The organism is Dysgonomonas termitidis (assembly GCF_042654545.1).
Lineage (GTDB): Bacteria > Bacteroidota > Bacteroidia > Bacteroidales > Dysgonomonadaceae > Dysgonomonas > Dysgonomonas termitidis.
The window spans coordinates 37,876-50,844 of sequence record NZ_JBHSGN010000080.1 but is presented as its reverse complement, the minus strand read 5'-3'; the positions used below and the strand labels follow the sequence as shown (position 1 = coordinate 50,844).

9 protein-coding genes are annotated in these 12,969 nt (G+C 41.9%); 5 read left to right on the top strand and 4 right to left on the bottom strand.

Annotation, left to right across the window (positions count from 1 at the left end):
* Positions 1-339 precede the first annotated feature (339 nt).
* Positions 340-1,152, top strand: a complete 813-nt coding sequence (locus ACFO6W_RS13945; RefSeq protein ID WP_379997443.1) for a hypothetical protein — start codon at positions 340-342, stop codon at positions 1,150-1,152.
* Positions 1,153-1,280: 128 nt separating this feature from the next.
* The gene (locus ACFO6W_RS13940; RefSeq protein ID WP_379997441.1) at positions 1,281-1,958 is read left to right on the top strand and encodes a hypothetical protein; all 678 of its coding nucleotides are present in this window, start codon (positions 1,281-1,283) and stop codon (positions 1,956-1,958) included.
* A gap of 7 nt (positions 1,959-1,965) precedes the next feature.
* Here ACFO6W_RS13940 and ACFO6W_RS13935 read toward each other — a convergent pair whose 3' ends face one another.
* A complete protein-coding gene (locus ACFO6W_RS13935) occupies positions 1,966-4,791 on the bottom strand; it encodes an FAD-binding and (Fe-S)-binding domain-containing protein (RefSeq protein WP_379997439.1) in 2,826 nt (941 codons plus the stop codon).
* 331 nt (positions 4,792-5,122) lie between these two features.
* On the opposite strand from ACFO6W_RS13935, the gene eno reads away from it, so the two are divergent.
* The 3 genes from eno to pepE all read left to right on the top strand — a co-directional run bounded on the left by eno (position 5,123) and on the right by pepE (position 9,127).
* Complete coding sequence (gene eno / locus ACFO6W_RS13930) at positions 5,123-6,418, top strand: phosphopyruvate hydratase (RefSeq protein WP_006800140.1); 1,296 nt, start codon at positions 5,123-5,125, stop codon at positions 6,416-6,418.
* Between the two features lie 224 nt (positions 6,419-6,642).
* Positions 6,643-7,674, top strand: a complete 1,032-nt coding sequence (locus ACFO6W_RS13925) for an N-acetylmuramoyl-L-alanine amidase family protein (RefSeq protein ID WP_379997437.1) — start codon at positions 6,643-6,645, stop codon at positions 7,672-7,674.
* Positions 7,675-8,419: 745 nt separating this feature from the next.
* Complete coding sequence (gene pepE / locus ACFO6W_RS13920; RefSeq protein WP_379997435.1) at positions 8,420-9,127, top strand: dipeptidase PepE; 708 nt, start codon at positions 8,420-8,422, stop codon at positions 9,125-9,127.
* Between the two features lie 19 nt (positions 9,128-9,146).
* Here the strand turns inward: pepE and ACFO6W_RS13915 are convergent, their stop codons facing one another.
* The 3 genes from ACFO6W_RS13915 to ACFO6W_RS13905 form a co-directional block, all read right to left on the bottom strand.
* On the bottom strand, positions 9,147-9,773 hold the full coding sequence (locus ACFO6W_RS13915) for a 4'-phosphopantetheinyl transferase family protein (protein ID WP_379997433.1): 627 nt from the start codon (positions 9,771-9,773) through the stop codon (positions 9,147-9,149).
* Positions 9,773-10,567, bottom strand: a complete 795-nt coding sequence (locus tag ACFO6W_RS13910) for a DUF5040 domain-containing protein (RefSeq protein WP_379997431.1) — start codon at positions 10,565-10,567, stop codon at positions 9,773-9,775. The genes ACFO6W_RS13915 and ACFO6W_RS13910 overlap by 1 nt, the downstream gene beginning before the upstream one ends.
* An 89-nt stretch (positions 10,568-10,656) precedes the next feature.
* Positions 10,657-12,438, bottom strand: a complete 1,782-nt coding sequence (locus ACFO6W_RS13905; RefSeq protein ID WP_379997429.1) for a biotin/lipoyl-containing protein — start codon at positions 12,436-12,438, stop codon at positions 10,657-10,659.
* Between the last annotated feature and the right edge of the window lie 531 nt (positions 12,439-12,969).

The window sequence follows — 12,969 nt, the reverse complement described above, 5'->3', positions numbered from 1 at the left end:
TTTTTTCGCTTCGTGATAAAAAATAAGTACGTTTTTTATACGTTCTAATTTTCATATCTTTTTGAGCGAGCATCGCATCAGATATTTTCATAGTCAAACGGGCGTTTGCCGTCAAAGTTGCGACTGCTCACACTCGCGTAAGCTCAATTTCATTAAGTAAAGAAAGAAACTATCTGTATCCGTATTTTGTCATTGACTCCGCTACGCTTTGCTGAATGGCACGTATGGTGGTTTGAGAGGTCGAAACGGGAATTAATACCGTTTCTTCTACCCAATTGTTAATTTAAATTGGTTTATATTTTGTATATTTGGGTAACTTAAATTAAATCTAATTATTCTATGGATAAAACGGAAAAGGAGAAAGGGCAAAAAGGTGGAGATAAAAACGAGAAACAGACACAGATAGAAAAATATACTATACGCCGTTATGTTGCTTTTTTTGATATTCTGGGCTTCAAAAATATGCTTCAAAAAGGAACACGTCATGCTGTTGAACAATTGGAAACTTTAGTAAATTATTTAGACGGAGATAAAAACAGCCCATTTGTAGAAGATGAGAATGTTAAAGATATAGTTCAGTTTAGGATATTTTCAGATAGTATATTTATGTACACTAAAGATGAAAGTTTAACATCGTGGAGATTATTTACTTATGCTGTTTCTTGTTTTTTTCATCACGCATTGATACGCAGAATACCTATAAAAGGAGGAGTTGCACATGGATATGCTTTTATAGGGCAACCAAATAGTAAATTGAAAAATGTGATGTGTGGAGAAGCTATTACAAACGCCTATTTAATCCAAGAGGAATTGCAATACATTGGGATTGTTGTACATCATACATTTGAGCATTATTTAGAAAAAACAATAAAACTATCGAAGGGTAATCCTGATATTGAAGATGAATATCTTAAGGATTCAGGGAACTTTGAAAAGGTTTTATTGCTATATAAAGAAATAAAGACCCCTTTAAAAAATGGGATATATGAGTGTTTGAATATGAATTTATTTAGGTTCTCTGCAAAATGGGCTGAAATTTTTTGTAATGATAGTTCTGATATTTTAATAGATTTTAAATTAAATAGTCCAAGTCATAGTAGAAAATATATTGATAACACAAAAAAAGCTTGGGATGAATTGAAGAAACAATAAACCTCTCACATTATTAAATCCGAATTCATTTATCTATACTAAAAATAGTACATGAAGGGCAGTTGATGAAGAACAATTACTTCCTGTCGATACACCTTCATAATTTATAACTCTTAAATATTTAAGGTATGGCAAAGTATAGCGAAGAATTAGTGGAAAAGGTAGTCTTTCTTCTCGAAGAAGAGTTTTATACAACTACCCAGATATGTAAGGCTCTGGGATTTAGCAGACAGGCTTTTTATAGCTGGATGGATAGCAAACCTGAGTTCAGGAAGGAAATAGAGGATGCCACTCATAGGCGCGATGAAGCATTGATGACGATGGTGCATGTTTCGTTGAAGAAAAAACTGGAAGGTTATATGACTGTTGAAGAAAAAGATGTATATGTACCGGATGTGAATAATCCCGGAGAATTGGTGTTTAAATCGAAAGTAATTACAAAAAAAGAGTGTGCCCCCGACCTGCGTACAATAAAGATGCTGCTGGAACGTAACGATAAGAAAAGCCTCTCCAGACTTCCCGTGAAGAAGGAAGTGGAGCATGTTTCTGAAGACAGCCGTGTCGTTTTAGAGGAAGTGATTGGAGATGGAGTGAATGCGGAGATGCCACGACCGCACACCGATAGAATCGAGGCCTCGAAAATAGACGTAATTTTAAGTGACGGTCTGATATGCAGCAAAAGAAAATCGGCCGGGGATATCACGGCATCCTTGGTGTCGAAACTCGCGAAAGAAAGAAGATGCACGAAATCTAAAAGGATGGCAACCCGAAATATTAAAAAACATGTCAGATTTGTCAAGTTTTAATAAAATTTCACCTTGTCACTTCGTCTATCAGATAAAAAATAGATTTAAAATTGATGTCGCTGTATTCACTCATTCCTATTTCGCAGGTGCGGCTGGTAGAATACCCGTCTTTGCAGACGGCAGGAACCTGTTCGGATAGATGCCTTAACCCGTGCTTGTTCAGTTCGGGATAAGTAAAGCCTCTGTCTCCGGCAAATCCGCAGCAGTTACTTTCTACAAAGGCGACCTCTTTCGAGCACATTTTAGCAAGTTGCTGCAACTTTTGTTCCATGCCGATTTTCTTAACAGAGCAGACCGGAAATACAGTTACTGCTTCCCGTGGGTTATTAACTTGTAGCTTAGGCATTACAAAGTCGATCATAAACTCTATAGGATCATATATCTTCAGATCTTTATTCGTATAGGCTTCATGGAAAGTATAGAAACACGGGCTCATATCGAACAGCACCGGATATTTACCTCCTTCGGATGCTTTATATAATGCGTCTTCGAGTTCCTTCGATTTACGTGAGCCTTCCTCTTTCAGTCCTTTACTGCTGAAAGCCATGCCGCAGCACAGATGGTTGATGCCTTCGGGATAGATGATGGTAAAGCCTGCTCGCTGGAGTAACTCTTTGGTCTTTTGAGTAAGTTCCACATCCCCTTTCTCATAGCCGTTCGATTTACCCATCGATCGATTGATACAGGATGGAAAATAAACGACTTTATCGGCTTGTCCCTCGTTGACTACAGAGTCTTTTATCTTGTGCGCGCCCCTTGGCATATCCTTGTTCCATTTGGGAATGGTCTTGAAGGATGCGGTTCTCATTGCTGATGCGATGCCTCCCATCAGCGTATCTCCCAATATAGTATGGAAAGCATGTACGAAATTGAGTCCGCCCCGCATCAGAGAGGTGGTTCCTGCCATACGATTACCTATATATGAAGCGATACTTTTGGCTGTGCCTGATGCCTCATTATGTCGCAGGTCTTTTATGAACTTACCCGTATCTATCTTTACAGGGCATACCAGCCCGCAAAGGCCATCGGTTGCACAGGTTTCGTCCGAATAATATTTTGCGTCGTGCAACATCTGCTTCAGCCGTGCCGGATTTTCTCCCTGTATTTTCAGCCTTGAAATCTCCCTGGCGATGACAATGCGCTGACGGGGCGACAGGGTCAGGCCTTCGGCGACACAGTTAGGTTCGCAGAAGCCGCATTCCATACACTTGTCTACAATTTCGTTTACGGCAGGCAAAGGTTTCAGGTTCTCGAGATGTATCTTCGGATTCTCATTGATCACCACACCCGGGTTGATGAGGTGGTAAGGGTCGAATATTTTCTTTATGCGGAGCATTATCTTGTAGGCGGCTTCGCCCCATTCTTTTTCCACAAAAGGGGCCATATTACGGCCTGTTCCATGCTCGGCTTTGAGTGAGCCGTCAAACTTGTTGACAACAATATCGGCCAGTTCGTCCATCATATCGGCATAGCGTTGCACTTCGCTCGGCGTACTGAAATCCTGTGAGAAATTCAGGTGCAGATTGCCTTCCAGCGCATGTCCGAAAAGGACCGCGTCATGGTATTCATATTTTTTGAACAGGGCTTTCAGGGCAATACATGCTTCCGCGAGACGGGGTACAGGAAAAGCGACGTCCTCTATGATGCAGGTTGTCCCTGTTTTGCGCAGGCCGCCGACAGAAGACAGCAGGCCTTTACGGGCTTTCCAGTTGAAATTATATTCTTTCGGGTCGGAAGTAAATCTGTATGGTTGTATCGTAGGGATCGTTTCCACAGCTTTGCGTACAGCGGTTTCTCTGGCATCCATATCTGCTTTTTCGTTCGCCTGTATTTCTACCAGCAGCACGCAAGCGGTTTCGGGCATTGTACGGAAATAATCCGGAGCATCGGGATCGTCTTCTACCGAGCGGATAGAATCCCTATCCAGTAATTCAACTGCTGAAACAGGGCTTTCACGCAAAAGCGGAACAGCTTCACACGCCAGTTCGATGGTTTCGAATATCATCAGGGCACAAGCCTTGTACTTCTCGTCGGTAACGGTATGATAGGTAATATCGGATATAAAAGCGAGTGTCCCTTCCGAGCCTATCATCAGGTGTTTGATGATATCGAAAGGGTCTTGATAGTCTACCAGAGCATTGATGCTGTAACCGGTTGTATTTTTAATCTTGAATTTACGCCTGATACGTTCGTCCAAAACAGTATCGGATTTAATATCGTCTCTTAACTGTTCTATTTCCTTTATTATGCCGGGGTGCTTTGCTTTGAATGCCTTTTTGCTCTCCTCGTCGGATGTATCGAGAATGGTGCCATCGTAGAGTACAATACGGATGTCGGCAATTGTTTTATATGAGTTCTGGGCCGTGCCGCAACACATCCCGCTGGCGTTGTTGGCGGCTATTCCCCCAATCATCGCTGCATTTATCGACGCGGGGTCGGGGCCGATCTTTCGACCGAACGGTTGCAGGTATATATTTGCCCTTGCCCCTGTGATTCCGGGTTGCAGCCTGATCTTCATGCCGTCATCGTCCAGGATGGTATATTTGCGCCATTCGTGAGTCGCTACCATAAGTACGGAATCGGAAATTGCCTGTCCGGAAAGGCTTGTGCCTGCTGCCCGGTATGTTACGGGAAGATTCAGACGTCCGGTTTGGCGGATTACCTCCACAGCTTCCTCTTCGGTATGTACTTGTACTACTATTTTCGGAATCAGACGGTAAAAGCTCGCATCTGTTCCGTAAGCTAATAATTGCAACGGATTTGTGATAATGCGTTTGACAGGGAGTGTTTTCGATAATTCGTCTTTTAGTTGCTGATAATTAGCAGGTAGCATAGTAATAGTGTTTTAGTTGGTTAAAAATAAACAGCATGAAATAAAATAAATGCAAGTTATAAAACATATTTGATAAATCAGTGCTAATAGCGGATGGATAATAAGGTCTCTGGCAAAAATCATTTAAAAAGAAGATACCGGCATTATGAAGCGTCTATTTTATCGGTATAGTTAATGAATGATGGTGTTTAAAAAAACACAAAACCTATAAATTCCATCTTATTAGTTCTTTAAATACAAGAAAAAAGACTAATTTTGTGGGTCAAATTTAAACAGACTCTAACAAACGAAAAAACGAAATACATTATTCATTTTTAAACAAATAAAAACAATGAGAATCGAGAAAATTTTCGCACGTGAAATCTTGGATTCAAGAGGAAATCCTACAATTGAAGTTGATGTAACCCTTGAATGCGGTATCCTTGGCCGCGCTGCTGTACCATCAGGTGCTTCAACGGGAGAAAATGAAGCTTTGGAACTTCGCGATGGTGATAAAAAACGTTATGGAGGTAAAGGGGTAACTAAAGCTGTAGATAATGTAAACAAAATAATAGCTCCTGCCTTACTGGGCGAATCTTCTCTTGACCAAAGGGGAATCGACAGCAAAATGCTTAAGCTGGACGGAACTAAAACCAAATCTAAACTTGGCGCTAACGCTATTCTTGGTGTTTCTCTTGCTGTAGCCAAAGCTGCGGCTAACTATCTTGAACTTCCTTTGTATCGCTATATCGGTGGTACCAACACTTATACACTGCCTGTACCGATGATGAACATCATCAATGGAGGTTCTCACTCTGATGCTCCTATCGCATTTCAGGAATTTATGATCCGCCCTGTAGGTGCAAAATCATTCAAAGAAGGTTTGAGAATGGGTGCTGAAGTTTTCCACTCACTGAAAAAAGTGCTTCACGACCGTGGCCTTAGCACAGCAGTGGGTGATGAAGGTGGTTTCGCTCCTGCTCTTAACGGAACAGAAGACGCGCTGGATTCTATCCTTAAAGCCATTAAGGATGCAGGTTATAAAGCAGGAAAAGACATCACTATCGCTCTTGACTGTGCTGCTTCTGAATTCTTCAACAGAGAAACTAAGGTGTATGACTATAGCAAATTTGAAGGAAAAGGCGGGGCAAAACGCAAAATTGCCGACCAGGTTAAATTCCTGAAAGAACTGACTGAAAAATACCCTATCGACTCTATCGAAGACGGTATGGACGAAAGCGACTGGGACGGCTGGAAAAAGCTTACAGATGCTATCGGCGACAAAGTTCAGCTTGTAGGTGACGACTTGTTCGTAACTAATGTTGACTTCCTTCAAAAAGGTATCGAAAGCGGATGTGCTAACTCTATCCTTATCAAAGTAAACCAAATCGGTACACTTTCCGAAACATTGGATGCTATCGAAATGGCTCACCGTGCAGGATATACAAGCGTAACTTCTCACCGTTCGGGTGAAACTGAAGATGCTACTATCGCAGACATCGCCGTTGCTACTAACTCAGGACAGATCAAAACCGGTTCTCTTAGCCGCACAGACCGTATGGCTAAATACAACCAGCTTCTTCGTATCGAAGAAGAACTTGGCGACAAGGCTGTTTATGGTTGGAAACGCGTTCAACGCAAAAAATAAGAAGTCAATTCTTAATATTATAGAAAACCGGTATCCGAAAGGGTACCGGTTTTTGATTTTTATATGAATCTGCATATATTTGCGGAAGCCTTGGTGAAGGGGCTATTATTACTTTACACGGCAGCTTAAGATCGCAGACCTATTTATTGATTCTCTAAGTATAGCAGCAATAAACTGTGGCTGTTTTAGAATACATCATTAAATGTTTTTATGAATTAGAGCCTATGAATCGGATTTTCATTATACTACTTTTCCTGTTTTCAATTTCAGGCATTAGCGTTTCTGCTCAGAGTGATAAAGATACACCGCGCAACGGAGAAGGTATCCATTTATTCCTCAAGCGGAATAAACGTACGGGCAGTGGGCAATACGAGCAGTTTCTGGAGCTGAATAAAGGTAAATTCGGACGGAACAACTCTCTTTTATTGGGCGTCGCATATACGCTCCCTCCATTATCCGGCAAGCGGAATACGGAAGCCCAGGATAAGCCTGCCGCAGATAAACAAGACAGCAAGACAAAGATAAATAAGTTATTCGGGAACAAGTATCAGGAATATACAATCAAATCGAATAAACTGAAAGGTACCTGCTTCTATCTTTCGAGCGGACATGGCGGTCCTGATCCCGGAGCTATCGGCAAGGTGGATGGTTATGAGCTTCACGAAGATGAATATGCCTACGATATAACCCTGCGGCTTGCCCGCACCCTGCTCGAAGAGGGAGCGACGGTGCATATGATCATACAGGATGCGCTGGATGGCATCCGGGACGACAGATATCTTTCGAACAGTGACCGCGAAACCTGTATGGGTGAAGTAATCCCTCTCAATCAGGTGAAAAGATTACAGCAACGGAGTGATAAGATAAACAGTCTGGCGAAAAGGACGAAAGAGAAATATAAAAGGGCTGTTTTTATCCATGTAGACAGCCGTAGCCAGAAGGAGCAACTGGATGTCTTTTTTTACTGGGCACCCAAAAGCAGCGGCGGTAAAAAACTGGCGAATACAATGAGAACCACCTTCGAAAGCCATTACGATAAGCATCAGCCAAGCCGGGGCTTTACAGGGACGGTTGGTGAGCGCAGTCTCTTTGTGTTGGATAAGACGACACCTGTGGGCATTTACGCCGAACTGGGCAATATTCAAAACAGTTTCGACCAGCGGAGATTTTTAGACCCGAATAACCGTCAGGCTTTGGCAAACTGGATGTGCCGCGGGTTTATTACGGATTATGAAAACTGGAAGAAGGGGAAATGATATTTTTTCTACTCTATTGATTGTTATCTCTTTCTATATCAATTTCCATTTACTTTATCTATATAATTAGAGCTAATAGCCTTTGGCTGTTAGCTTATAGTTCTTTGAAGTGCTGATTAAAGTAGTTACGAGTTACTTCGCCCTGCGGGCAGTTACGAGTTACAAGTTGGCAGGCGTTTTGTTTTGTTTCACGCAAAGACGCAAAGGCACAAAGTTTTACATCTTACGAGTTATTGACTGATGACTGTTAACTGATATTTCTGTTACCTTTGTTACTTTTTATATAGTGTTCTTTGTGTAAATCTTTATGCTCCTTGTGGTAAAGAGTTTTCAACCACTAAGTACACGAAGGAAATCACAAAGGGCACAAAGGCTGAAAAGACTGTTACTTTTGTTGCCTTTTAACAGTTACGAGTTTGCCTCGCCTTCGCTTCGGCGAATGTTATTTCTTCGCCTTGCGGGCAGTTACGAGTTATAAATTAGTTGACTGTTTACTGCTTACTGACATATCTGTTACCTTTTTGGAGAAAGATACGAGAGACAGGTTGTTAACTACTCTCTGACGGGATGCTTCGTTTCTCTCAGCATGACAAACCACGATACTGCTTACTGTTTACTGAAATATATGTCAACTTTGTCAACTTTTTATTAACTCCAACTTCTTAGATGGCCGGGGATTCGAAAAACGGCTGATGCCTTCTGTAAGTTTAAATAGTTTCGTATATTTGTGGAAAACGTTATTATTATGAGATTACTATTAATCAGCAATTCGACCAATCCCGGAGAAGCTTATCTGGATTATCCGAAGTACAATATCAAAGAATTTTTGGGTGAGAAACCGGTAAAGGCATTGTTTATTCCCTATGCGGCAGTGACTTTTTCGTATAATGAATACGAAGAAAAAGTGAATGACCGCTTCAAGGAAATAGGACACAGTGTGGTTGGTATCCATCATTTCGATGATCCGAAGAAAGCTGTGGAAGAAGCTGAAGCTATTATAGTTGGCGGAGGGAACACATGGAAGCTCGTTCGTATGATGCGTGATAACGGATTGATTGACCTCATCCATAAAAAGGTAAAGGGTGGAACTCCGTATATCGGGTGGAGCGCAGGTTCGAATGTAGCTTGTCCTACATTGCGCACGACGAATGATATGCCTATTATCGACCCTAAAGGTTTTGATGTAGCTAATTTAGTACCCTTCCAGATCAACCCTCACTATCTGGACGATCACCCATCCAATCACGGTGGAGAGACCCGGGAGGTGCGTATTAATGAGTTTATTACCGAAAATCAGGATGTATATGTCGTAGGCTTACGTGAGGGTACAATGCTTAACCTTGAAGGGGATGTATTGAAACTGATAGGAAAAAGGTCGGCCCGTATATTCAGATATGGTCAGGAACCGGAGGAATTAACCGGGAAGGATGATTTCAACTTCCTGCTAAAATAAGGAAATATAGTCTGGGGGATCAGTTCTGTTCCTCCAGGCAAACCATAACAAAGTCCGGTTCTACTTTATAATAGGCTTTGAACTGATGCCCTGAACCTGTACGGTATTCCGATGCTTCGAATATGCCTTTCTGTACGGGGATAAAATTTCCGACAAAGAGATGCTCCCTGAAGTCAATACTGTCCGCGTCCAGAAATTTGAACATAGCTTCTTTGGCTGACCAGTGCAGGAGGAGATGTACCAGTTCGTTATTCTTATCTATATATTCACCTTTGCCTATGACGCGGCTCTGTACCCGCCTTATCTTATCGGATATCTGTTCTATATCGAGTCCTATCGGCTTTTCCTTATTGATGGCGACGGCAACGAATTTTCTGGTATGGGATACGCTTATATGGAATGACTTGTCTGTCAGGTAAGGTTTTCCTGACGGGTTATAATATACCTGTTTCTCTTCACCTGCCAGTTCTTTGATCAGTAGCCGGGCAGATAGTATTTCCAATACGCGGGATTCGGATTTGATGGATTGTATGTTGTCAATCCAGTTGTGATGAGACAAAGCCGATAGGAGTTCCTCCCTCGTCTCTTCTATTTTCCATACACCTATCAGTGAGGCTGCGGTTATATATTCCTTATAGTAAAGCATTATGGCTTCAAAGGTAAAACTTTTTCCATCAACTCGGTAAAAATGGCCGCCATACGTTGCTGGATATATTCATCTTGCCCTTCGTAGGGATGCCAGCCAAATTCTTCACCTTTGACCACCTCATTGTTATGGGCGTACAATATACTGTATTGCTTCCCGGTAACAGGATGCAGATGATTTCCGGAAAAGCCGATGTATTTGTCGAATTCTACAATAGGAAAGCCCCATCTTTCTCCCAGTTTCCGGATAGCCGGATTGAATATGGTGCGGGCATCGTGCCAATGGGTGCACATGACGATCACAGCAGGCTTACCGCTCTTTGAGCCGTAGTATTTGGAACTCTTATCGAATTTCAGATTATAGCATTCTGTAATATACCGTTTTATCACATAATCGTATGCTGCCGCGTAGTTTGAGCGGTCGAACGGAACGGGATAATCTTCGTAATTTTGTTTGAGTCCGGCGGTATCGGCTACATTTTCGTCGTGAACATGCATGATTACAAATGCGTCTATGTCCTCAAGTTCTTCTTTGGTATATAATGTCCCGTTTACCATCCGGTTTGCGGCATCGGCTATTGCTGTTCCTCCTATAGCAGTATTGATCGGTTTTGCATTCAGCTGTTTGCAAGCCAGTTCGAACCAACCGTTGTTAGATGAGGCAAAAGAGGCTCCGGTCAGTAAAATGGTATATTTGTTGTCAGATTTGCCATTTAAAGAATCCTCTTTGTTTTGGCATTGTATGTTTGATAATGCCAAAACAAAGAATGACAGACAAAGTAATACTTTCTTCATCGCTGTTTGATTTAATTAAATATGTGATATAAATGCGGAAAAGGAGCTCTATTGTTATAAAACTCCTTTTTCGATATAGTTAGGAAATATTAGTCAATGTATGCTAATACCTGATTCTTTTGAACCTTTGCACCTTGTTTGGTTTCTATCTGGAGAATCTTACCGGAAGAGAGAGCCTTCACTTCTTCTATACCATAGTAAGTCTGAACGAAACAAACAACATCACCTTCTTTTACTTCTGTACCGATAACAGGAGCAGTGGATACATCGTCTACATCCACCTGCCAGATTACCTGGCCGCTTACAGTAGATTGGATTGGTTTTGCATCAGGATATTTCGCCTGGATAGCTTCCGCGTCGAATGCAGGCACTTCAATCACCTGGCGTGTAACGATAATAGGGGCACCGGCTTTCTCCTTTTGTTTTTCCAGGTCCTCATTGAAACGTTCTTTAGCCAGACCGGATTTGTAGTCACGGTATTGGCGGTCGTGCATCGCAAGCTCGAATAACTCTTCATCATCCTGACCGTAGTCCCATCCGTTATCGTCCATTTCTTTGCGGTATGTATCCAGTGCATCAGGGTATTCGTCCTGAGGATTACCGGTATAGAATTCAAGATTTTTGGCTTTGGCAAGAGCTATGATTTCATCATCCAGTTTGCCCGGAAGTGTACCGGTTTTACCAAGTATCATGTTCCAGCTGTCTTTGTCAATATTAGAGAAACGAGGTTGTCCCTGAGCCATCGCGAAGATATTCATCAGCGCGATATTCTTCACGTATTGGCTGAATGGAGTTACTAATGGAGGATAACCAAGTTTAGGCCAGATATATTCTACTTCCTCGAATAGCTGAACGACTAGGTCGTTGAGTGTTACTTCTGCCTTGCCATTGTTGCGGAGCGCCATGTTGATAGCTGAATGCATGCCGCGAAGGTCAGCCATCATGGAACCCATCATACCACCCGGAAGTCCACAGCCTACAAGCAGAGAATTCAGGAACTTGTTTGAAGGGTCGATCCAGTATCCTAAGAAGTCGTCGATGAAAGACTGGGTCAAAGCACGGGCCTCCATATACGCGTTCATATTGATATCAGGAACAGAGAAGCCAGCGTCTTTCAGCATAGCCTGTATTGTAATAACGTCAGGATGCACCATTCCCCATGCTAAGGGTTCGATAGCAGTATCCAGATAATCAGCTCCCGCTCTTGCAACTTCGAGCATAGAAGCTACGGAAAATCCGGGTCCTGTATGTCCGTGGTATTCGATAGGGGTATTCGGGTGTCTGTCCTTTAAAGCTTTTACAAGTTTGCCGAGAAAAGCAGGGCGTCCTACTCCGGCCATATCTTTGAGGCAAATTTCGTCAGCACCGAAATCTATCAGTTTATCGGCGAAATTTACATAGTAGTCAACAGTGTGAATCGGGGAATGTGTGATACAAAGCGCCGTCTGGGAGATCATCCCTGCTTCTTTTGCATATTTTACCGACAATTCCAGATTGCGGGGATCATTTAGCCCGTCAAAAGAGCGGGAAATGTTTGTGCCCTGAGCGTGTTTTACCTTAAACATCAGGCTACGTACGTCTTTCGGGACAGGATACATGCGTAGGGCATTCAGTCCGCGCTCGAGCATGTGAGTCTGTATTCCCACTTTGTTGAATGGTGCAGTCCATTCGCGAACCGCTCTGTTCGGATTTTCGCCGTAAAGCAGGTTCACTTGTTCGAAAGCTCCTCCGTTTGTTTCAACACGGGCGAAACAGCCCATATCAATAATTACAGGTGCAATTTGTGTTAACTGGTCAACACGCGGCTGGTATTTCCCGGACGACTGCCACATGTCACGATAAACTAGGCTAAATTTAATTTCTTTTCCCATATCTGTTTTTAGAGTTATATTGAAAAAGAGTAGCATAGAACGGCTTGTGCATACTCTAAAATCTGTTAATTCATCAACTGTATATCAATCTTTTGATTGCCTTACAAATTTAAGTTTTTATATCTGAATAAAAGAATAAAACAATTATTAAAATTATCAATTTGTCATAAAAAAAGCGTAATCTTTCCGTTTTTTGTCTGCTATCTATGTAGGTTGCACAAAGAAGGTAAAAGTGAGCAGTCTTTTTGCTTGATAAATCTTATTTTTTGATCTGTAGGGGGCTGTAGTGAATAGAGAGGATAATTGCTATCTGTTTTTATTTCAGCTTACAGTATACCTGTAGTTTGAAAAAGTAACAAAGGTAACAGAAACTAATTAAGAATTAAGAATGAAAAATTAATAATTAGCTTGTCATGCTGAGCAGAGCAAAGCATCTCGCCAGTTAACAGTGAATAATCATCAGTCATCACTCGTATCTTGTCTACTCGTATCTCAAAAAAAGTAACAAAAGTAACAGTTTTTTCAGTGAAC